Below are 20,894 nucleotides of genomic sequence, written 5' to 3' on the forward strand. Positions count from 1 at the left end.
ATCTTATATGGTAAACAGTAATTCAATTATTGAATTTTACAGAAAAAGTATTGTTTCAGGAATCGTCACTGATTGCGTTTATAACTCAACAAATGATGTTGGAGAAAAAGTAAAGGTACAAGTCTGGCCTACATGGAAAACTAAAACACATGAATTACTGAATTTTAATGATTCAACAACTACTCAGACAAAAGCTGAAAGAGTGTTTTTGTTAGGTGAACATTTAAGAGAAATCCTATATTCCTCAAATGCGAATACCTCTAGAGATCAAGATGACGTAAGTTCTGGTGGATATCTCTGGGAGCGTCTGGTGACATATTATCTTAACCTTTGCCTGTGTAATTCAAGAACAGTGGTATTTATTGGCCCTTCTAATATCGATTCACTCCATAAAGCTATGTCTTTTAACGGAATGGATTCCGCTTCAGAAGTAGATTTATTAGCCGTAACCTTCCCCGATAATGAATTATTTACCGGCGATAAATCTATCGCTATTGAAACATTAAAGCAACAACATCCTAATGATGATAATTTACCAGAAGAATTAGCATGTATTTATAATAGAAGAATTCGAAAAGAAGAAACACGAATTGAGCGATTAACAAATTATTTAGCAACCTATTATTTTAAAGACTTTGAAGCTCATGTTTTACAATGTAAAACCAATTGGAATGACAGCATTCAGGCACCTATGCTTTGGAGCTTAATTTATTATCTTTCTCGAGATGGGATTACATTACCAACTGGTTCAAATATTAAATTTGGATCAGGCCTTTATACATTGCCAAGGTTAAAGAATTTCTCATATTCTTTCGTGACTGTTCCAACACAAAATAATGGAGATTATGAGGAAGATCCTGAAAAAGCAGCGAAAAAGAGAGAAGAATTCTACAAATCTTTTTCAGAAGATAGGCTACCAGTAAAAAGGGGAAAATTAATAAGAGGTGGGTATTATTGGGGACTTCCAAAGTATAATACCATAAATCCTATTCATGAATTATTAAATACAAATCTTCAATCTGGTTTCGAGGAAGGCCATTGTGTAGAGCATATTCAGAGACTTATTGAGAATAATACATACACAACTGATGCTGCATATTTTGATTTTTTCTAGCAAAAAGACCACACCGGCAAGTGTGGTCTTTCATATTATTGGATATTTTTTAATATTTCCAATGCTATTGCATGTGCCATAAGAGGTGGAACAGCATTTCCAACTTGTGTAAATTGTGGTGTTTCAAGTTTTCTTTTGTCACCACCTGTTGTACGTTTTCCTTGAAAAACAAAACTATCATCAAATGACTGGAGTCTTGCCATTTCTCTTACAGTAAGTGAGCGATCATCTCCATAGTGACAATAATCATCTCCAATGGTCATAATTGTAGAAGATTGAGATTTTGCATCTAACACATTATAATTTCTTTTATTTGTATTAAGAATTTCATTGTTAGGATCATGTGCCTTAGCAGCTTGATAGCTTCCATACTTTCTCATAAATGCATATCTTTTCTTAACCATATCATTCTGATTAGATGTCTGATGGTTCGGAAGTATCATATCTGTTAATCCTTTTTGTTGAACTTCTGTCATATCATTAGCTGCCGTATAAGTAGGTTTTTTAATATTAGGAAATCGTTTTGGATTTAATCGTCCTTCTCTTGCCCATTCAATGTATGTTTTCTTAGATCCATCACAATTAATTTTCCCTAGTATGGTTCTTTTGGGTTTATCTGCAATGGCTTGTTCATACATCCTGTAATCATAGTCGGTTCGAGTGTCGTTGTTCTCAATAAATAATAGATCATCTAATGCTTCAGAAGTAGTAACTTTTTCATCTTCTGTTACTGTTGGAGGAATAGAAGTAATTAGTTTCTGATCTTTACGACACCCAATAAAAATTACACGCTGTCTGTTTTGAGGCACTCCATAATCAGATGCATTCAATACTATTTCACTTTTAATATGATACAATCGCACTTCCTCAGCTAATGCTTCAAAATTTGTTTTTTCTTCAGTTGACAGCTTCTTTTCAACAAGCTTATTTAATCTGTAAATTGTATCCATTACTGGTTCATACAAAATATTGATTGCGTCTCTTAATGCCAGAGTAATATCGACACATTTATTCTTAGCTGCAACTTCTAATATATATCTATCAAAAGAATCATCCTCTCCCTTTTCATCTCTTTCTACATATGTCTCAGCACAGTATTTATAAATAATATTCCCACAAGCTTGATAAAATTTTTCTAAAATGTTCTCATCTTTAAGCCAATCTGTAATCTGGTCGAACTCTTCTTTATATTCGCTTCTATCAAGATGACAAACATTTATTTCTTTTTTTACACCTTTATTTAAATTTTCTATAATATACTGCCGTTTAATGAGATTAAGAGCCTGTCGAACAATATTCCTTTCTTCTTCTGAAATAACTTTATTATTCCTAAATGCACTCACAAATTGATCAGATAAGTAATCCATAAAAGAATCCAATTCTGGAATATCAATATCATTCTTTTTTTCAAGTGTAGAATTTTGAATAAACTCTCTTTGCTCAATAGAAAATTCACTGTGATCCAATTTTTCTATTATTTCTAAGTATAGATTACTTTTATCAAGTTGAATCTTCTCTTTTGAAAGAACAATCTCCAGCTTTCTAAAGATATAATCAGCCTCTCTCATGTGTTCTCTATCTAATCTCTTAGCATATTTTTTCCCGATTTCCAGATATTCAGTTAATGAATCTGTATCTATAATACTGTTAATTTCTCTTATAATACGTTCTTTAATCTTTCCTTCATACTTAGTGAGAATTCCATAAACATTTTCCATTACAAAGTATTTAGGTTTAATCATTGAGATTACCTTTAAATAATAAGAAAATAAATCATCTTTCTTATCGTTCTTTTTACGAACACCTGCTAATGAAAATGATTGACAGGGTGGTCCTCCCACAACAATATCAATTGGTTTATCTCCATAACTCTGTTTTATTTTGCTTTTCAACACCTCTAAAAAGTCTGGATCAGTTATATCTTTTGTAAGAAATTCTGTAGACAAACCAAGTTGATGATTATATCTCATTCTATGTGTAACTTCACAAGTTGTATTAATGTCAGAAGCAAGGAGAAAATCATAATATTTAGAATCATATTCTACTTGTAGGAAACCTTCACTGAATCCTCCTGCCCCAGCAAATAAATCAATAAATGTAGGCATTTTTTCACATCCTTATTATTTATGATGGTAATAATTATAACAAATAGCGTCTTGAAAATTCAGGTGGAGTATAGCATAAATCCATAAAAAAATCCAGGCATTTTCAAGAAAAAAGCCTTATATAACACTATAATTTTAACATGTGCCTATTAGAAAGTCCAGGTGTTTATGTGTATTACTAAATTACAGTGTTGCTAAAATATAAATAGTACAAGCCAAAATGAGAAATTCCAAATACACATAAGCATGGTACAATAGAAACATGCTGAAGGAGGATCTCATATGGCAAAGCAACATGACAAACAATTTAAACTTGATGCAGTCCAGTACTATCAGGATCACAAAGATCTCGGAGTACGTGGATGTGCAGAAAATCTTGGCATCGGCTACAGTACATTAACAAAGTGGCTGAAAGACTTCCGGGAAGCAGGTGATATTCCTGTTCGTGGTTCTGGTAATTATGCATCTGATGAGCAGAAGGAAATTGCCCGTCTCAGGCGTGAATTACGTGATGCCCAAGATGCACTTGATGTGTTAAAAAAAGCAATCAACATTCTGGGAAAATGACGGAAGCCATTTATCTCGAAGTGTCTGAGAAGACGGAAACTGCCAAAAAGGCTGGACGCCGGGTTTCCGTCTCCGGAATGTTGAAGTTTTTAGGTGTCTCTCGCTCAGGATATCTTGCATGGCTCCACCATGTACCTTCTGATACAGAAAAACATCGTGAAACTGTAAAAGCAAAAATACAGGATATTTATGATGATTCCAAGCAGAACTACGGTGCTCCAAAAATCACTGTAGAACTTCGAAAAATTGGTGAAGTCATTTCGGAAAGAACCGTTGGTACATATATGCGCCAAATGGGGATCCGTGCTCAGTGGAGCAAACCATGGACAATCACCACAAAAGATTCCGATTTCAGCACTGAATTACAAAATATCCTTGATGAGAAATTTAATCCTGATCGTCCGAATGCAGTCTGGTGTTCGGATATCACCTACATCTGGACAATAGATGGATTTGTCTATCTGACCAGTGTTATGGATTTATTTTCTAGAAAAATCATAGTCTGGACGCTTTCAGAAACACTGAAAGTATCTTGCGTGATTGATACTATAAACAAAGCCACAGCTCGCCGGAATATCAATCAACCATTAATTATCCATTCGGATCGTGGCAGCCAATATGTTGCAAAGGAATATAAAAAAGCAACCGAAAATATGCAGCGTAGCTACTCAAAGAAAGCTTTTCCGTGGGATAATGCATGCATTGAATCCTTTCATTCTATTATCAAACGTGAATGGCTCAATCGTTTTAAAATTCACGATTATAAGCAGGCATACCAGTTGATTTTTGAATATCTGGAAGCTTTCTACAATACGAAACGAATTCATAGCCATTGCAACTATATGTCGCCAAACGAATTCGAACGAGTGTATGAAAGAATACACACTGAGGTTGAGCTTCTGGCAGGTCAAAATGGGGAGAATTTTCTCATTTTAACTTGTACAAAATCTTGACATAGGACCAAAGAAAAGACAGATAAGGTCGCAAGTACCGCCTTATATAGCAGTATTACAGTAGGTGCGATTATGATTATCTTTTCCGTGATTTTTCTTCAACCTACTACAATATATTTATGGTTAATATTCCTTACAGCCAGTAAGGAATATTAACCATAAATATATTGTAGTAGAGAGGAGGTGAACCTGACCAAGACACGCAATACAACAAAATACCTTACAATCAAAGAAATATCTGATGAAAATAAGACATACTCCATATCAGCGTTATGCAAGTTTGCTGGAATAGCTAGATCAGCCTATTATAAATGGCTAAGTCATGTAAATAGTGATAATGATAATCTTAATGAACGCATAGCCGATACCATTGCAAAGATTCATGATGAACATCCAGATATGGGTTATAGACGTATAAGGGATACTCTAGCACATGATTATAAAATAGCTGTTAATGACAAACGTGTTTTAAGGATTTGCCGCAAGAAGAAAATCCAGTCATATATAAAGCATCGGTATAATTGTTGTACTAAACCTGCGTCTGATCCAGCTTACGTTGCCGAAAATATCCTTAATAGAGAATTTAAATCGGACATGATAAATCAGAAATGGGTAACAGATGTATCAGAATTCAAATATGGTGTTGGAGAAGACGATAAAAAAGGTAAACTATATTTAAGCGTAATACTTGATTTATGCGATAGGAGGCCTGTCGCTTTTGTATATAGCACCAGAAATGACACAAAGTATGTCTCGCGTGGCAAGATGTATCGATAATGGTCCTATGGAAGGATTCTGGGGACTAATGAAACGAGAAATGTATTATGGCAAAAAGTATAAAACAAAAGAAGAATTAATGCTTGCCATAGAGAAATACATAGATTATTACACAAACAAAAGAGTTCAATGAAATCTTGGGGTGCTTACATCAATGGAATTTCATGAACAAAAACTAGAAAACGTTGCATAAACAACCCGGTACATGAACTGTACCGGGAAAGAAAAATTTTCGTTATTTAATTTGTCTACTTGACGGGTAGCACACCAAAATCAAGGCTTTCAGCGTTGTTTGTGGCGTCCCCGACAGGAATCGAACCTGCGACGTTCCGCTTAGAAGAGCTCCAACCTATTGTCAATCTCTGTCAATCTGAGGTAAGGTAAACCCATATGGGACACTATATAAAACTGTTTCCGATTCAATTTGAGGTATTCTGAATACCCCCTCTGTCAAGCTCTGAAAGTTAGCTGATTGTTTGCTCCAGCTAATAATCGGGGAATGCCTTGATATTACCATCGACATCTGTTATATGACCACCATGCTTCGTACGTTCGATCATGGTAAACAGTATTCAATTAAACTTCCTAGCTTAAGTACAAGATATTTTCTTGTCTATAAATAATATAACGCATACGAGACGGTTTGTCCATGCGTTTTTGACTGGCAAATTATATTCAGCCAAAATATCTATAACCTTTTCTGTAACTAAATCTCCATCATTTCCGATTTATCTCCATCATTCTATCATCGAATGATGGAGATAGACTCATTACTTCATCGTCTTCGCCAGTGAATTGAGCAATGCCCGCATCTCTGGATTAGCCAATACTTTTGCCAAAAGTTCCGGATCGACTTCATCAGCAACAGGTGCATTATTATTTTCCTGCTGTACATGCATCTGTGGATCCAGATTCTTTTTCTCATAAAATGCTTCTTCAAAAAGCTCTGCATTTTTCCTTCGGTCATCATCCAGAATATGAGAGTACACATCTGTAACCATATTGACCTGAGCATGACCGGAATCACCCTGTACCGCTTTGATGTCTCCACCATTCAATTTCAGCTTATAAGTAACACTACTATGACGGAAACTGTGAAATACAACCGGTGGGAGATTATAGTCCTCAATCAGTTTCTTTAAAGGGCCACGGATTGCTCCATCTCCGAGAGGAAGACCAAAGGTACTTGCCATAACCAGGTTATAGTCCATATATTCGTCACCCAGAATTTCTTTCATTTCATCCTGTTCCGCTTTCCAGTCTACCAGCATATTATCGACACTCTTCGGTAAGAAAATCTTACGCACACTGCTTTCTGTCTTCGATGTTTTCAGAATACGGACCGTAGAATTCTTCTTATGATTTGTCGGGAATACCAGCAACACATCTTTTCCATCTCGTTCTTAAGTTCATCTTTATTCTCGTATGTTCTCACTATCGGAATCGTACTCTGTCTGTTCTACATAATCTGCGGAACAGTCTCGTTTGTACGGATAAAAAAATAAACTGAGCCACGGCTGTTCCAACACGAAATCAGCCGTGGCCTTATTTATATCATTTCACTCTTTTTTGAAATAGAACAACACCACAGCAACAACTCAAATCGACTTAAAATTCCAGACTATTCGCATTCAGCAAGAAATACTTCATTCCCATGATGACAAAACCTTCATCATTTCTCCAAGGCTTTTTGCTGCCATTTACAATGACGATCTTCTTGAAAGAGTCCGGGATATTACGCAGAGAATTGAACTCCTGCGTCTGTTTTTCTTCCGAAGTCATGTCATATGCAACCTGGATATAGTATCTCTGGTTTCCTTGATTCACCACAAAGTCAACCTCCAACTGCTTGCGAACACGTTTACCCTCTTTATCCTTATCGAAGATATCCACGACACCCACATCAACATTGTAGCCACGGATCAGTAGCTCGTTATAAACAATGTTCTCCATGATATGAGTAGGCTCCTGCTGTCTGAAATTCAGACGTGCATTTCTCAGTCCCAGATCGGTAAAGTAGTATTTCAGATTTGCACCGATATACTTTCTGCCCTTAATATCGTATCGGCTTGCCTTGGAAATCAAAAAGGCATCTGTCAAATGGTCGATATGCTTGGAGATGGTTTTATTAGCATAAGTCATCTGGCGCTTACTGGCAAAGGTATTGGCAATCTTTGAAGGGTTGGTCGGTGCGCCGATTGCAGATGCAAGCACATCAACCAGAATCCCAATCTCATCCACGTTCTGAATCTTATTTCTTTCAATAACATCCTTCAGATAGACATTTGCAAAGATGTTCTTCAGATAGTCCGCTTTCTGTCGTTCGCTCTGGAAACTTACGATCTGCGGCAATCCTCCGTAGATCATGTAGTCATCCCAGGCATCATCATAATCGCCGTCATAGACAGAATAAAACTCTGCAAAGGAGAGAGGGTAGATTCTAATCTCATCACCTCTGCCACGGAATTCGGTCACAATGTCGCTGGACAGAAACTTGGAATTACTTCCGGTGACATACACATCAATATTGCTCATGCGGAGCAGGCTGTTCAGCACTTCCTCAAATCGTGGCATGAACTGCACTTCATCCAAAAGGAGATAATACTTCCCGTCGTCTTTCATTGCATCCTTGATGTACTTGAAGCATACCTTGGGATCTCTTAATTCCTCGTTCTCAATACCATCCAATGCAATTTCAATAATATGATCAACATCAACGCCGTTCTCCAGTAAGTATCTCTTAAAGATGGTAAACAGCAAAAAGGATTTGCCACATCTACGAATGCCGGTAATCACCTTTATCATTCCATTATCTTTGCGCTCGATCAGCTGCTGTAGGTAAGCGTCTCTTTTAATCTCCATCGTTACACTCCACATTTCCGTGCATCTGCACACTTTTTAGTAATGAGATTCTATCACAGAACGACCTGAATTTCAATATGTATTCCCATTTTATGTGCATCTACACACTTTTATGTAATGTTGATAAATATATTTTCAGATTTTTTTGATTGCAGTGTCTATAATCGACTACTCCAATCGTTATTATAGGTAAACAGCAAAAAGGAGATTCACTCCTGTTGCTAATCTGTTACTGGAAGAAATAAAAAAGATCATCGTTTTACCATAATCGTGAAACGATGACCTTTTTGTGATTTGAACACAGCAAGACAAACTGGAAGTTATAAACATCTTTGCAAATATACCATATCTATTAACTGTACACCACACTCATAAATTGGGTGGTCATAATTGTCCGTAAAGAAATTCGGAATATTGTGAGATCGGACAAATCCGCATTTTTCATAAAACGGTACGGTCAACGGGCTGTCACCTGTTCCAACCTGCAAAATAGAATATTCATCTGCATATTTACTTGCAAGGAAGTCAATCAATGCTTTCCCATAGCCCTGTCCTTGATTCTGAGGATCAACTGCAATATTTTTAATTTCAAGCATTCCATTATCTTCATCAGTAACGACACATTCAGCTTTTACATTACCATCTTCAAGTACATACATAGTACCTTTTTCAAGATAGTGATCAATCATATTTTCCTGCTCATCAGCTAATAACAATAATGCTATAAATTGCTTTTTATTCTCATTCACTTCTCGGATTTTCATATTTATTACTCCGTCAAACTTGAATTTCTGGATGCGTATAATATGCGAAAAAAACTTAACTTCATCTTAAATATAGTGCTGAGTTTCACTGCCATTCTTTAACACCATTTTCACCACACCAAGCAATGCTACAAACAAAACACCAGCAACCGGCCATACAATCCATGTAATATCCCAGCTCATCGTCCAGAAGCTCCATGCAAGGTAAATCGCTGTAGTCAAGCACCAATATACACCAGAAAACGTGTCAGTTTTTTTCTTAAACAGTTTTTCTTCTTTTGTATATTCGCCTTCCTGAAGAAGGGTATCGTAACTGCTTTTTACCATCCCAACACGAACCAACAGATTCACTCCTATTGCAAGTATGAATAGCAGTAATCCAACGGAAAGACCACAGTAATAGTCGGACGCTTCCATAGATTCGGCAATAATTGTCGGAATCACTGCCAGTATACAAAGCACTACCCCAACAGCTGTTCCTCTGATAAAAATTGGTTCATAGGAATCTTTTTTTTCTCGTACCATTCCAGATACACCATACTCTGTTTCAAAGCATTCTTTTTCAAAATGTTCCATATGTGATTCACTCATTCCATATGTAATAAACAAAAAGACGGCTGCCGCAACCATTCCAAGCAAAAAAACACATCCAAATACTGTTGCCAGAGATTCCGAAACATGAAATACGCTATCTTCTGCCATTGTCACAAGAACAATCAATAATATTGGACTTAAGATACACATACTTGTTGCATTTGCCACTACTTTGGATCCATTTCTTTTCATGTCAAGAAATTCATTTGCATTCTCCATAGTTACTTTTTTCAACGGTTCTGCATAGCTTTCAGTACTTTCGTGATAGGTGATATTTTCTGCTTTCATTTCATCTTTTAATAGGTAATCTGTACTAACACCAAAAAGCTCCGACATCTGTAAAATTCTTTGCAAATCTGGAACAGCTCCTGCACTTTCCCACTTAGATACTGCCTGTCTGGATACGCCCAACTGATTGGCTAGTTCTTCCTGTGACCATCCATTCTTTTTTCTTTCCTCTGTAATCTTATCAGCTAAAATCATTTTTTCCTCCTTTTGCAGATTTTATGAGCTAAATATAACAGTTTTGCTGTTTGCATTCCACCATTTCAGGCTGTAAATCTGTCAACCAGAAGTTGCAAATCACAAAAGGATTCTATGAATCCCGATTTTCCAACAATACAAGCAGGAAATTATTTATCATCTGTATTTGTTTTATTGTTTTCCTTTTTCTTATAAGTCGAACCTAAGCAAAGAAATGCGGAACCAAGACTTAACCATATTATAGCCATAGTATTTTCATTTCTAGTCGTTAAGCCAATAGCTGAGGCTATCAAAAACAGAGCTGATACAACATAAAATAAGATTGATTTGTTTATTCCTTTTTTCATAAATAAGCATCTCCTGCAAACAATAATTTATTTTAATAAATATTTTTTAAACGCTTTATGATTATCAAAGTGGACTTCTCTAAAAAACAGAACTAACCAAATAATATAGGTTGGTATAGCCATATATGGGGTTAAAAAGCAGGATAATGTCGCTCCTGCTAACATTATAACAGTCCATATGAAGCACTGATTTCTTATATCACGAGAGATCTGAGCTTTATCATACATTGCCTGTTCTTCTTTAGAAAATGAATTAAATCCTGAAACAAATTTAGTTGCTTTTTCCTTAAAAATCGCAAATAACACACCTATAATTACAAATGGTATAACCAAAATTATACATGACCAAAATCCTATATTCATAATACATACCTCCTCTTAAAATACCAATTTCTCAGTTTCAAAAACTTGAATTTATCGTCTTGTTCCATTCTTATCAAAATTCTTTTTTAATGCTATTTCTGTTGGGAGAATAGATCCAATTAAAGGAATAAGTTGAACACCACAGATAATTCCTCCTGTACTCCCAACACAATCTTCATTTTTTCCAATTACTAAAAGCATGAATATTACTGTTATCGGCAACATAACCATTCCACAGACATACCAAACTTTACCACAATATTTATGAGCAAATTCCCATGTGTCTTTGTTCTTCATAGACATCGAAGTCCGATATCCAAATACTGAATTTATTTCCTTTGGAGCCTTTTTCATAAAATATCTTCCAAAACCAATCATCGTAAATGGAAGAAGCAAATCCATAATCAACATAAAAATCCAAAACCCCATTGTAAACCTCCTTTACTACAACTTTCGATTGAGCTTTCCCTTATTGTTTCCCTTGTGTTATATCGTCCCGCCAGTGTTTACGAACTCTGATAAGGGAAAATACAAGACCAAGAAAATTATGTAAAACAGTATAACATAAAATAAAAGTGACATGGTGAACTGATTGAAATGCTTCTGATTTTTGTAGCAAATAATTGATTGAACGATAAGGAGATAAAATACGATGAGAACAATATTTGCAGAATATAATCCCGGACGAAACAGCATTGATGTTTATATCAGTGCAGGCTATATGCTTCGCATTGACTGCTGGAAAGCAGAAAAGAATTTGAGAACCACACCCGGATCAGATTGTGCATTAAACACACTTGCCATTGATGAACCACTAGAATATGCGAGACTGTATCTTGATGGAAATTTACAGATGTGGGGTAGATGCAGAAGATTCCTTGACATTATAGTAATGTTCAAAAAACGCTGAGAATAATTTCTTCTCAGCGTTTCTGACGACTATTCGGACTTATTTTTTCCAGTAATTCTATTGTTTATGTTATTCCTGCTATATTGGAAGAAGATATCAAAGCACTGACTTATTGATTGTAATTATATTTTTTTCACTCTGCAAACCCGGAAGTTATATCATCACTTTGCTGCCAGATACTATAGACCTGATACAACGTTGATCGGATTCCCTTCCATAAACTGCTTTATATTATCCGCCAGAATAGAAACCAACCGCTGTCTTGTCTCAAGACCTTTCCATCCCATATGTGGCGTCAAAAGGACATGATCCATAGTATAAAGAGGGTTGGTTTCTTCAGGTGGTTCAGTTTCCTGAACATCAAGTCCGGCTCCTGCAATCGTACCATTTTCCAATGCTTCTATAAGAGCAGTCTCATCAATAAGTGCACCTCTTGAAGTATTAATGATAAACGCTGAGGGCTTCATAAGTGATAAAGACTCTTTGTTTATCATATGTTTTGTATTTTCCGTCAATGGGCAGTGCATGGAAACATAATCACTATTCTTGAGTAATTCCTCAAGCGACACATAGCGAATCCCCTTCTCATCCTCTCTCGGTGTCCTGGTATATACAAGTATGTTCATATCCAAAGCCTGTGCGATCTGGATAACTTTCCTGCCAATGTGTCCTGCACCTATAACACCAAGTGTTTTTCCATTTACCTCAACATGCGGAACCTGAAGATTTCTGGTAAAATTGTCATGATTTCCGCATGCCAGCATCTTCATCTGTACCTGCATTGCAGAACTCAGATTCAATATCATCATGATCGCAGTATGTGCCACACGTTCTGTGCTGTATGCCGGGATATTGCAGACTGTAATCCCCTTCTTTCGTGCTGCTTCAAGATCAATATTATTATATCCTGTACCTGCCTCGCAGATCAGTTTAACAGATTCCGGAAATTTCTGTATCATTTCTGCACTCACAGGCATCTCCTTTGTTACAATGATATCTGCACCCTGAATACGCTCTGACAGCTGCTGTTCTGTTGTATCATCATATACTGTAACATCAGAAGATAAAACGGAAAAATCCAGCTTCCCATCAAAATTCATTTTCTTTGCATTCAATACTACACATTTATCGTTCATACTATAAATTTCTCCTTTTAAATTACTTTAGGCTATCGGGATTGCACCTCTTTATCAGTCGGCCATGATCTCCGAAGAGCCACATAGGATATTAAAAAGTTTGCAAACCAACCTGCTGGTACAGCAAGCCAGACAAATACAATGCCAAAACGCGGTGCACAAATCAAAGCAACCGACAGGCGGATCGCCAGATTCACCATATTTGCAATAAGGAACGGGCGCATGATTCCAAGACCACGAAGAACCCCATCGGTTGCCATTTTGATTCCCATAAAGATGAAGAAGTAACCGAGCCATCTCATATAACCCTCGGATACCTGATAAGCCAGGGCAGTTCCATCTTTACCAAGGAATAGTGAGGAAATCTGAGTATGCAATGTTTCAATGACTATAAAAGCAAGAACTGCAAAACATACATCTAACACCAGTGCAGCATGATATCCTTTTTTGATCCGTTCAATTTTCTTTGCACCAAGATTCTGGGAAACATATGGGGAAACCGCATTGCCAATGGATACAAAAATCAATGAAAAAACATTCTCTACCCGCATCGTCGCCGCATACCCCGCAAGTGCCTGTGTACCGAAAGGATTTACAACAGCCTGTACGATCATCATACCGATGGACACTGTAGACTGCTGAAGAACCGAAGGTACAGCAATTTGAAGCATGGAATATAACTCCTGCCTGTCAAACCAGTCAAAGCGACTTTTATATCGACGCATCCGGCTAAGGAAAAGAAAAAGTGAAAACACCGCAGAAATCCCCTGTGCTATAAGAGTCGCAAGGGCTGCACCAAACACACCGAGACCAAGTCCGGCCACCATCCAAAGATCCATAAAAATATTTAAGATTGACGAGAATACCAAGAGTCCCAGTGGGATTTTTGATTCACCAATGGAAGTAAACATGTTGGAAAGAATATTATACATAAACAGAAACGGAAAACCCACAAAATAGACCCGCAGATATAACACTGCATCATTCAGTATATCGCCAGGGGTTTGTAATACCCTCATCATCGAGTTGGAAAAGCAAAAGCCAAAAACACCAAGGACTATGCTTAGAATTAAAAAGCTAAACAAGGACGTTGACACGATGGTCTTCATTTTTCCATACTCCCTGGCACCGAAATAGCGGCTCACGAGCACACCGGCACCGACACCTGCTCCCAGTGCCACACAAATGAAAACATTGGTCAGCGCTGCGCAGGCCCCGACAGCTGCAAGTGCAGAGGAGCCAACAAATTGGCCGACGATGATAGAGTCAGCCATATTGTATATTTGCTGAAAAAAACTGCCCAAAATCATTGGCATTGCAAAAACCGTCAACGCTTTAAGAGGCGTATCTGTGATCAGATATTCATCTTTTGACATTATCATATTCCTCCAAAGCCTTTATAATTTCACTTATTTTTTCCTTCACCAGAATCTATTCCATAGATTCAAAACGCAAGTTTTAAATTACGTTATGAAACAATTATATGTAGTTACAGCTGCTAAGTCAAGCCCACGTTTACTTTCAGCTAAATAAATGATATGATATTTAATATCCGGAAGATATTATTTTACAGGAGGGACACTTATGTACCTGAACGGTTTAGATGAACTGGATCAGAAAATCATCCAGTTGCTTATAGAAAATGCGCGTATTTCTTACTCTGATATCGGTAAAGAAACCGGTATTTCCAGAGTGGCAGTAAAAGCCCGGATTCAGGCTCTGGAGAAACAAGGCATAATTGAAGAATATACAACTATAATAAACCCTCAAAAGATCAGCGGTGCTGTTTCATGCTATTTTGAAATCGAGATAAAACCAGACCATCTGTCGCAGGTGACAGATATATTACATAATAATGATACTGTCACGCAGATTTACCGTGTCACAGGAAGAGACAAGCTGCATGTACATGCCGTTGCTTCATCAAGTGATGAAATGGAACACTTCCTGCACACAGTCATTGATACACTTCCCGGCGTTATCAGCTGCAGCTGCAATACGATCTTATCACGTATTAAAGATATTAAAGGATTACGGCTATAGAAGCCGACATAAAAGGCAATGATTTTTGCTAAGAAAATGCCGGTTTTGACTGGCAAATTTATAAGCTGCTTTCATATTTTTAAACACGGACATAACCAGTAGATGGACCTGCACCAACTTTTGCGATATACCCACTCTTAACCAGATTCGTCAAAGTCCTTTCCACGGTAATTTTGCTTATATCAGGACAAAGCTCCATGATTTCTTTCTTTGTAATTTTGCCAACCTTGTTATCAATAACCGCTTTAATTCTATCAGGCTTAGAAAGACTCCGATGCTTCAAGGAAGCGAGTGCAAAGTTCTTCCATCGCTTCAGCAGTCTGAAATGCGGGAACTGGAATAAAACGTGTCTTCTGATGACCCTCGGCATCTGTTTCTGCAATTACATTATCGGAATTCTTATAACTTCCACCAGCAGATCCCTGTGAATAGGAGTACAGATCTCGATGTAACTGCAAAATAATGTTCGGTCTTGGATCGATATATTCATAGCCTTCGTGAATTGTGGAAAGTACTTCACGATAACCAGCAATTTCCTGCTCAGATCGGTTGCGGGGTTCTGCTTTTTGACTTACCAATTCTTCCAAACGCTTATCGCTTGTAAATATACCTTCGATTCGGTTGGATGCTCCCGTACTCTGAATCAATGCAACTTCTAAGAGTGTTTTCAATTCATCTACATTGGCTTCGAGAAATAATTCCTGTTTGCCTTTATGTTCATGGATGCTGCTAACCATCTGAACAATTTCAGGTGTTAACAATTTTGCAGGACTTACAATAGAATCAAAGTCTCTCATAGGAATCTCCATATACACAATAAATATCCTCATTTTATCCATATATTATATCGTTTTATGAATTGTTTTTTCACTAAATTACACTATTTTTTCACTATTTTTCATTACTTCATCGTTTTCGCCAACGAATTGAGCAACGCCCGCCTCTCTGGATTCAGATTCTTTTTCTCATAAAATGCTTCTTTAAAAAGCTCTGCATTTTTCCTTTGGTCATCATCCGGAATATGAGAGTACGCATCCGTAATCATATTGACCTGTGCATGGCCGGAATCACCCTGTACTGCTTTGATATCAGATAATGGTACACACAAGCACGGAAAACACTTTATGCAAAATCTTCCACAGTAAAATCTATAAATGATCCGCAAAGGCAAAGGAAACCGACAGTTTACCATGTTTGGAATTATGGCAGTTCTTTTAGGAAGTGGAGATGCATTCCATCTGGTTCCCCGTGCAGTAGCGCTTTGTACAACTGGACTTGAGAACTTTACTGTACAGATGGGGTTAGGAAAGTGGATTACCTCTATCACTATGACTATCCTAAAATCATCCCCGCCTCAGAATTTGCAACAAGTTGTTGCAAATTTTCTATATCCTTTTATTTTACAGAAGTACTTATTTTTAACTTTTTTCCTTCAGATTTTTATATTGCAAAAATCATATCACCATCTGCAGTATATCCTCTATATGTTCTGCATAATAATCAGCCCCATTCAGTTCCCCTTTCTCACCATATCCATACAGGCATCCTATAAAAGGGCTTTTGCAGGACCTGGCACATTCCAGATCCTGTCTCCTGTCTCCGACTACCAGATAAGGGCCACTATATTCCCGGATGATTTCCTGCACAATTTCTGTCTTTGGACGGAATCTGTATGATTCACAGTCATAAAAACGATCAAACCATCGTTCCATCCCAAATTCCTTCCAGTGTGCCTCACGATATGAAGCTTTACAGTTACTTAAGATCACAAGGTGATATCCCCGGTTCTTCAAAGCTGTTAGCATCTCCTCTGCTCCCGGATACCACACTGCCTTATGTTTCCTGATCTGTCTTACCATCAGATCTCCTACCATCCTGCTTGCCTGCTCTTTATAGCTCTGATCCAGTTCCGGCAAAAATGTATTCCACATCTCCTTACTGTTAAGTCCCAGCCAGCCGGCAATTTCCACCGAGCCTATCTCCCGTTCTTCGGTAACCTTCTGTTCTGTCAGCCACTGATAGGTTTCACGAAATGCCGGTTCATAGATTCCAAGGGTATGATGGATCGTTCCATCATAATCGAATATGATCGTTTTTGTCATCATTTATTTTCCTGTCTTTTAGAGTTGCTTCATCAGATTGACCATCTCAATCGCAGATAATGCACAATCATAGCCTTTATTTCCCGCTTTGCTTCCTGCACGCGCAATAGCCTGCTCGATATTTTCAGTCGTGATCACTCCGAATAAAACCGGGATTCCTGTTGCAAGTTCAACCTGTGCGATTCCCTTGGCAGATTCATTACACACCAGATCATAATGTGAAGTATCTCCACGGATGACAGCTCCAACGCAGATAATTGCATCATATTTTCCTGACTGTGCCATCTTCTGTGCTGTAAGCGGAATCTCAAATGCTCCCGGTACCCATGCTGCAGTAATGTTCTCTTCTTCTACTCCATGTCTTACCAGTCCGTCGACTGCCCCTCCCAATAATTTATTCACAATAATTTCATTGAATCTCGCTGCCACGATACCAACCTTCATTCCCTCCGGTGCTACTACTTTTCCTTCTACTAAATTGATCTGTCTCATTTTTTCTTCCTCCTGATATTTGCTGTTTTTTATAAATTTATTTCTTTAAAAATATGACCCATCTTTTCCTGCTTCGTCTTCATATACTTCCGGTCATACTTTTGTGCCGGAATCTCCAGAGGTACTCTCTCATTGATCTTCAGTCCGAATTCGCCAAGTCCATAGACTTTATCCGGATTATTTGTCAGTAATCTTAATGATTTCACACCAAGGTCTGACAGTATCTGTGCCCCGACCCAGTACTCTCTGAGATCCGGTGCAAACCCTAACTTCACATTAGCCTCCACAGTATCGTATCCCTGCTCCTGAAGCGCATATGCTTTGATCTTATTGATCAGTCCGATTCCTCGGCCTTCTTGTCTCATATACAGAATGATTCCTCGGCCTTCTGCTTCTACCTGGCGCATCGCTGTCTGCAGCTGCAGGCCACAGTCACATCTGAGCGATCCGAATGCATCCCCTGTCAGACACTCCGAATGTACCCGGCAAAGCACATCCTCACCATCTCCCAGATCACCTTTTACCAGTGCCAGATGATGCTCTCCTGTAATATCATTGATATAACCATACATTTTAAAATCACCGTACTGCGTCGGGAGGTTTGCAACGGCTTCCTCCTTTACATGCTTTTCATGTATTCTTATATAATCCTGCAGATCACGGATCGTAATAAATGTAAGGTTATGCTCTTTTGCCATTTCCCATAGCTGTGATGTACGCATCATAGTTCCATCTTCTTTCATAACTTCACAGCACACGCCGCATTCTTTCAGTCCGGCAAGTCTCATAAGATCTGTTGTTGCCTCTGTATGGCCATTTCGTACCAAAACCCCGCCTTTTCTGGAAATAAGCGGAAACACATGTCCCGGTCTTCTGAAATCCTCCGGTTTTGACTGATCATCCACACACTTCATGATAGTATAGGAGCGCTCTTCCGCAGAGATACCTGTGGTTGTATCTGCGTGATCTACTGCCACGGTAAATGCTGTACTGTGATTGTCCGTGTTCTCCGCAACCATCGGCGGAAAGTTCAATCTCGCCGCAATTTCTGCACTCATCGGTGTACAGATAAGACCCTTTGCATAGGTCGCCATGAAATTAATATTTTCCCTGGTCGCAAACTCTGCCGCACATATCAGATCTCCCTCATTTTCTCTGTCCGGATCATCTGTGACCAGAACTATTTTTCCTTCCTTAAGATCCCTAAGTGCTTCTTCAATTGTGTTGTACTGATAATTTTGTGACATAGTGTATATCCTCCTGTTCTAAAACCCGAATTCTTCAAGAAACTCCATCGTAATTCCGGATTCTTTTTTCTCTTCTTCGTTTTTTCTGATGCCAAGCAGTTTTTCTACGTATTTTCCGATCACATCATTTTCCAGATTAACCAGATCCCCCGGCACCTTTTCCAAAAGAGTGGTTTCTTCTCCTGTATGTGGAATGACCGACACCTGAAAACCAGCTTCATCAACCCTTGCAACTGTCAGGCTGATCCCATCAATACAGACGGATCCTTTTTCCACGATCAGATGCAAAATCTGTGGCGATGTCTCAATTGATACCCAGATGGCATTTTCTTCCCGGAGCATGGAACGTATCACGCCAGTCCCATCAATATGGCCGCTTACTATGTGTCCCCCGAACCTGCCGTCTGCAGCCATTGCACGTTCCAGGTTTACCTGGCTTCCGGCCTTGCAGCTGCCAAGACTGCTTCTTCTGATCGTCTCTGCCATCACATCGGCAGTAAATCCGTCCGGCTGAATCGACGTGACTGTCAGACACACACCATTCACAGCGATACTGTCACCGATCCTTGTCCCTTCCAGGACTTTCCGGGCTTTCACTGCCAGGATCCCTGATTCCCCTGTCAGCTGTATATAACGGACTTTTCCTTTCTCTTCTACGATTCCTGTAAACATGATTCCTCCTGTTTTTTATCACACACCTGACATTTTATCCGGATATCCTCACCGATCTGACAGATATCTGTATATTTCAGTTCCACTGCTTCAGACGGCAGTTCAACTCCAATACCCTCTACCGGTGTCTTCCCAGCCACACCGCCAAACAGCTTTGGTGCCACAAAAGCCTGTACTTCCTTTACAATTCCAGCTCGCAGTGCACTGTCATTTAACGTACCTCCTCCCTCCAGGAGGATGCTGTCAATGCCTCTGTTTCCAAGATCTGCCATCAGCTTCTTAAGGTCTATCTGATTCTTTTCGTCGGGACAGTAAATGGTTTCAACTCCCATGGTATGTAATATTTTTATTTTCTCTTTTGCATTTTTCTGTTCTGCATAAGCCACGATCGTCCGGTACTTTTCCGCACTTTTTACAATCTGACTGCCCGGCGGGATCCTGAGCTTACTGTCACACACAATCCTGACAGGACTTTTCCAGCCTTCTACCCGGACGTTTAACATCGGATCATCTGCAAGCACAGTTCCAATACCAGCCATGATTCCCATGTACTGATGCCGCATATGCTGTACTTCTTTTCGTGCAGATTCTCCGGTGATCCATTTTGATGCTCCTGTTTTCGTTGCGATCTTCCCATCCAGTGTCATGGCATACTTCATTACCACATAAGGGGTCTTCGTAGTAATATAATGGAAAAACACCGGGTTCAGCTGATCACATTCTTCTCTCATAAAATCTTCAACTACTGTTACACCGGCTTCCCTTAACATCTGTACACCTTTTCCTGCCACTTTCGGATTCGGATCTCTGGAACCGATCACCACTTTTCTGATCTTCTGTTCAATGATCGCTTCCGTACATGGAGGTGTTTTACCATGATGACAGCAAGGCTCCAACGTGACATAAATCACCGCACCTTCTGCAGATTCTGTAAGAGAAGCAATTGCATTACGTTCCGCGTGAAGTTCTCCATACTTTTTATGATAGCCTTCCCCGATGATCTTTCCGTCTTTTACGATCACTGCCCCTACCATAGGATTGGGATTCGTCCAGCCTTCTCCTTTTTGGGCCAGTTGAATAGCCCGAAGCATATATTCCTGATCCGTCATTTCTATTCCTTCTTTCTTATTCCTGTTCTTTGCCTGGGCTACGCCGAGGCTTTTAAACATGTGCAATCGGATTCACAGACAAGTGAATGGTATAGTTATTTCGAAAACGATGTACCAGATACAAAAAAAGCCTGCAGAAATATCTGCAGGGTGGAATTGATCTGTTACATATGATTGATAAATGAATGTCTGATTTTCCTATATAAAAAGCTCTGAAATGGATCACCATCTCAGAGCTCTGATACTACATTCAT

23 protein-coding genes and 2 pseudogenes are annotated in these 20,894 nt (G+C 38.6%); 8 read left to right on the forward strand and 17 right to left on the reverse strand.

Going from position 1 to position 20,894, the window contains the following annotated elements; translation table 11 throughout:
- The first annotated feature begins 7 nt into the window (after positions 1–7).
- Positions 8–1,114, forward strand: coding sequence for a hypothetical protein (locus BQ7344_RS09840; RefSeq protein WP_072522445.1), 1,107 nt, complete (start codon positions 8–10; stop codon positions 1,112–1,114).
- Between the two features lie 35 nt (positions 1,115–1,149).
- Here BQ7344_RS09840 and BQ7344_RS09845 read toward each other — a convergent pair whose 3' ends face one another.
- On the reverse strand, positions 1,150–3,219 hold the full coding sequence (locus BQ7344_RS09845) for a DNA cytosine methyltransferase (protein ID WP_072522446.1): 2,070 nt from the start codon (positions 3,217–3,219) through the stop codon (positions 1,150–1,152).
- A 282-nt stretch (positions 3,220–3,501) separates the two neighbouring features.
- Between BQ7344_RS09845 and BQ7344_RS09850 the strand changes: the two genes are divergently transcribed.
- The 4 genes from BQ7344_RS09850 to BQ7344_RS16825 all read left to right on the forward strand — a co-directional run bounded on the left by BQ7344_RS09850 (position 3,502) and on the right by BQ7344_RS16825 (position 5,649).
- Complete coding sequence (locus BQ7344_RS09850) at positions 3,502–3,786, forward strand: helix-turn-helix domain-containing protein (RefSeq protein WP_072522447.1); 285 nt, start codon at positions 3,502–3,504, stop codon at positions 3,784–3,786.
- On the forward strand, positions 3,783–4,739 hold the full coding sequence (locus BQ7344_RS09855) for an IS3 family transposase (RefSeq protein WP_072522448.1): 957 nt from the start codon (positions 3,783–3,785) through the stop codon (positions 4,737–4,739). Before BQ7344_RS09850 ends, BQ7344_RS09855 begins: the two co-directional genes overlap by 4 nt.
- 183 nt (positions 4,740–4,922) lie before the next feature.
- Positions 4,923–5,516, forward strand: coding sequence for an IS3 family transposase (locus BQ7344_RS09860; RefSeq protein ID WP_159431372.1), 594 nt, complete (start codon positions 4,923–4,925; stop codon positions 5,514–5,516).
- A gap of 7 nt (positions 5,517–5,523) precedes the next feature.
- A complete protein-coding gene (locus BQ7344_RS16825; RefSeq protein ID WP_235816150.1) occupies positions 5,524–5,649 on the forward strand; it encodes an IS3 family transposase in 126 nt (41 codons plus the stop codon).
- Between the two features lie 637 nt (positions 5,650–6,286).
- Here BQ7344_RS16825 and BQ7344_RS09870 read toward each other — a convergent pair.
- The 7 genes from BQ7344_RS09870 to BQ7344_RS09900 all read right to left on the reverse strand — a co-directional run bounded on the left by BQ7344_RS09870 (position 6,287) and on the right by BQ7344_RS09900 (position 11,358).
- Positions 6,287–6,901 (reverse strand): tyrosine-type recombinase/integrase, encoded by a 615-nt coding sequence (locus BQ7344_RS09870; protein WP_072522449.1) that lies wholly within the window; start codon positions 6,899–6,901, stop codon positions 6,287–6,289.
- Positions 6,902–7,124: 223 nt separating this feature from the next.
- A complete protein-coding gene (locus BQ7344_RS09875) occupies positions 7,125–8,378 on the reverse strand; it encodes an ATP-binding protein (protein WP_072522450.1) in 1,254 nt (417 codons plus the stop codon).
- A gap of 320 nt (positions 8,379–8,698) precedes the next feature.
- Positions 8,699–9,142: a GNAT family N-acetyltransferase gene (locus BQ7344_RS09880; protein ID WP_072522451.1), complete on the reverse strand. Its 444-nt coding sequence runs from the start codon at positions 9,140–9,142 to the stop codon at positions 8,699–8,701.
- A gap of 66 nt (positions 9,143–9,208) precedes the next feature.
- On the reverse strand, positions 9,209–10,219 hold the full coding sequence (locus tag BQ7344_RS09885) for a helix-turn-helix domain-containing protein (protein WP_072522452.1): 1,011 nt from the start codon (positions 10,217–10,219) through the stop codon (positions 9,209–9,211).
- 149 nt (positions 10,220–10,368) lie between these two features.
- A complete protein-coding gene (locus BQ7344_RS09890; protein WP_072522453.1) occupies positions 10,369–10,566 on the reverse strand; it encodes a hypothetical protein in 198 nt (65 codons plus the stop codon).
- Between the two features lie 27 nt (positions 10,567–10,593).
- On the reverse strand, positions 10,594–10,929 hold the full coding sequence (locus BQ7344_RS09895) for a DUF3784 domain-containing protein (RefSeq protein WP_009319994.1): 336 nt from the start codon (positions 10,927–10,929) through the stop codon (positions 10,594–10,596).
- A gap of 51 nt (positions 10,930–10,980) precedes the next feature.
- The gene (locus BQ7344_RS09900) at positions 10,981–11,358 is read right to left on the reverse strand and encodes an SdpI family protein (protein WP_072522454.1); all 378 of its coding nucleotides are present in this window, start codon (positions 11,356–11,358) and stop codon (positions 10,981–10,983) included.
- Positions 11,359–11,581: 223 nt separating this feature from the next.
- On the opposite strand from BQ7344_RS09900, the pseudogene BQ7344_RS09905 reads away from it, so the two are divergent.
- A pseudogene (locus BQ7344_RS09905) lies at positions 11,582–11,819 on the forward strand (DUF6061 family protein).
- Between the two features lie 199 nt (positions 11,820–12,018).
- On the opposite strand, the gene BQ7344_RS09910 reads toward BQ7344_RS09905, so the two are convergent.
- The gene (locus tag BQ7344_RS09910; RefSeq protein ID WP_015541479.1) at positions 12,019–12,975 is read right to left on the reverse strand and encodes a 2-hydroxyacid dehydrogenase; all 957 of its coding nucleotides are present in this window, start codon (positions 12,973–12,975) and stop codon (positions 12,019–12,021) included.
- 32 nt (positions 12,976–13,007) lie between these two features.
- On the reverse strand, positions 13,008–14,351 hold the full coding sequence (locus BQ7344_RS09915) for an MATE family efflux transporter (protein ID WP_015541478.1): 1,344 nt from the start codon (positions 14,349–14,351) through the stop codon (positions 13,008–13,010).
- 208 nt (positions 14,352–14,559) lie between these two features.
- Here BQ7344_RS09915 and BQ7344_RS09920 point away from each other — a divergent pair, with 208 nt between their 5' ends.
- Positions 14,560–15,018: an Lrp/AsnC family transcriptional regulator gene (locus BQ7344_RS09920; protein WP_015541477.1), complete on the forward strand. Its 459-nt coding sequence runs from the start codon at positions 14,560–14,562 to the stop codon at positions 15,016–15,018.
- 260 nt (positions 15,019–15,278) lie between these two features.
- Here BQ7344_RS09920 and BQ7344_RS09925 read toward each other — a convergent pair whose 3' ends face one another.
- Positions 15,279–15,815 carry a Fic family protein gene (locus BQ7344_RS09925; protein WP_330392846.1) on the reverse strand — a complete coding sequence of 179 codons (537 nt, stop codon included), beginning with the start codon at positions 15,813–15,815 and terminating at the stop codon, positions 15,279–15,281.
- A 104-nt stretch (positions 15,816–15,919) separates the two neighbouring features.
- Complete coding sequence (locus tag BQ7344_RS16545; RefSeq protein ID WP_044929370.1) at positions 15,920–16,126, reverse strand: hypothetical protein; 207 nt, start codon at positions 16,124–16,126, stop codon at positions 15,920–15,922.
- A gap of 46 nt (positions 16,127–16,172) precedes the next feature.
- Here BQ7344_RS16545 and BQ7344_RS16830 point away from each other — a divergent pair.
- Positions 16,173–16,355: pseudogene (locus tag BQ7344_RS16830) on the forward strand (hypothetical protein); the annotation flags it as partial.
- 117 nt (positions 16,356–16,472) lie between these two features.
- Here the strand turns inward: BQ7344_RS16830 and BQ7344_RS09940 are convergent.
- Genes BQ7344_RS09940 through ribD form a run of 5 tightly spaced genes read right to left on the reverse strand, consistent with a single transcriptional unit; the run spans position 16,473 to position 20,640 of the window.
- Positions 16,473–17,123, reverse strand: coding sequence for an HAD family hydrolase (locus tag BQ7344_RS09940; RefSeq protein WP_004844981.1), 651 nt, complete (start codon positions 17,121–17,123; stop codon positions 16,473–16,475).
- 15 nt (positions 17,124–17,138) lie between these two features.
- Entirely contained in the window at positions 17,139–17,612 is a 474-nt protein-coding gene (gene ribH, locus BQ7344_RS09945) for a 6,7-dimethyl-8-ribityllumazine synthase (RefSeq protein WP_072522456.1), read from the reverse strand.
- A gap of 29 nt (positions 17,613–17,641) precedes the next feature.
- Positions 17,642–18,859: a bifunctional 3,4-dihydroxy-2-butanone-4-phosphate synthase/GTP cyclohydrolase II gene (locus BQ7344_RS09950; RefSeq protein ID WP_055230843.1), complete on the reverse strand. Its 1,218-nt coding sequence runs from the start codon at positions 18,857–18,859 to the stop codon at positions 17,642–17,644.
- A gap of 18 nt (positions 18,860–18,877) precedes the next feature.
- Entirely contained in the window at positions 18,878–19,531 is a 654-nt protein-coding gene (gene ribE, locus BQ7344_RS09955) for a riboflavin synthase (protein ID WP_004844978.1), read from the reverse strand.
- Entirely contained in the window at positions 19,513–20,640 is a 1,128-nt protein-coding gene (gene ribD / locus BQ7344_RS09960) for a bifunctional diaminohydroxyphosphoribosylaminopyrimidine deaminase/5-amino-6-(5-phosphoribosylamino)uracil reductase RibD (RefSeq protein ID WP_072522457.1), read from the reverse strand. The genes ribE and ribD overlap by 19 nt, the downstream gene beginning before the upstream one ends.
- Between the last annotated feature and the right edge of the window lie 254 nt (positions 20,641–20,894).

This window comes from Blautia sp. Marseille-P3087 (genome assembly GCF_900120195.1).
Taxonomy (GTDB): Bacteria; Bacillota; Clostridia; order Lachnospirales; family Lachnospiraceae; genus Blautia_A.

Excerpts from the sequence above, each read along its gene's own strand:
- BQ7344_RS09840 (WP_072522445.1), top strand. The coding sequence starts at position 8 with ATGGTAAACAGTAATTCAATTATTGAATTTTACAGAAAAAGTATTGTT.
- BQ7344_RS09845 (WP_072522446.1), bottom strand. The coding sequence starts at position 3,219 with ATGCCTACATTTATTGATTTATTTGCTGGGGCAGGAGGATTCAGTGAA.
- BQ7344_RS09850 (WP_072522447.1), top strand. The coding sequence starts at position 3,502 with ATGGCAAAGCAACATGACAAACAATTTAAACTTGATGCAGTCCAGTAC.
- BQ7344_RS09855 (WP_072522448.1), top strand. The coding sequence starts at position 3,783 with ATGACGGAAGCCATTTATCTCGAAGTGTCTGAGAAGACGGAAACTGCC.
- BQ7344_RS16825 (WP_235816150.1), top strand. The coding sequence starts at position 5,524 with ATGGAAGGATTCTGGGGACTAATGAAACGAGAAATGTATTATGGCAAA.
- BQ7344_RS09875 (WP_072522450.1), bottom strand. The coding sequence starts at position 8,378 with ATGGAGATTAAAAGAGACGCTTACCTACAGCAGCTGATCGAGCGCAAA.
- BQ7344_RS09880 (WP_072522451.1), bottom strand. The coding sequence starts at position 9,142 with ATGAAAATCCGAGAAGTGAATGAGAATAAAAAGCAATTTATAGCATTA.
- BQ7344_RS09885 (WP_072522452.1), bottom strand. The coding sequence starts at position 10,219 with ATGATTTTAGCTGATAAGATTACAGAGGAAAGAAAAAAGAATGGATGG.
- BQ7344_RS09890 (WP_072522453.1), bottom strand. The coding sequence starts at position 10,566 with ATGAAAAAAGGAATAAACAAATCAATCTTATTTTATGTTGTATCAGCT.
- BQ7344_RS09895 (WP_009319994.1), bottom strand. The coding sequence starts at position 10,929 with ATGAATATAGGATTTTGGTCATGTATAATTTTGGTTATACCATTTGTA.
- BQ7344_RS09900 (WP_072522454.1), bottom strand. The coding sequence starts at position 11,358 with ATGGGGTTTTGGATTTTTATGTTGATTATGGATTTGCTTCTTCCATTT.
- BQ7344_RS09910 (WP_015541479.1), bottom strand. The coding sequence starts at position 12,975 with ATGAACGATAAATGTGTAGTATTGAATGCAAAGAAAATGAATTTTGAT.
- BQ7344_RS09915 (WP_015541478.1), bottom strand. The coding sequence starts at position 14,351 with ATGTCAAAAGATGAATATCTGATCACAGATACGCCTCTTAAAGCGTTG.
- BQ7344_RS09920 (WP_015541477.1), top strand. The coding sequence starts at position 14,560 with ATGTACCTGAACGGTTTAGATGAACTGGATCAGAAAATCATCCAGTTG.
- BQ7344_RS09925 (WP_330392846.1), bottom strand. The coding sequence starts at position 15,815 with ATGAGAGACTTTGATTCTATTGTAAGTCCTGCAAAATTGTTAACACCT.
- BQ7344_RS09940 (WP_004844981.1), bottom strand. The coding sequence starts at position 17,123 with ATGATGACAAAAACGATCATATTCGATTATGATGGAACGATCCATCAT.
- ribH (WP_072522456.1), bottom strand. The coding sequence starts at position 17,612 with ATGAGACAGATCAATTTAGTAGAAGGAAAAGTAGTAGCACCGGAGGGA.
- BQ7344_RS09950 (WP_055230843.1), bottom strand. The coding sequence starts at position 18,859 with ATGTCACAAAATTATCAGTACAACACAATTGAAGAAGCACTTAGGGAT.
- ribE (WP_004844978.1), bottom strand. The coding sequence starts at position 19,531 with ATGTTTACAGGAATCGTAGAAGAGAAAGGAAAAGTCCGTTATATACAG.
- ribD (WP_072522457.1), bottom strand. The coding sequence starts at position 20,640 with ATGACGGATCAGGAATATATGCTTCGGGCTATTCAACTGGCCCAAAAA.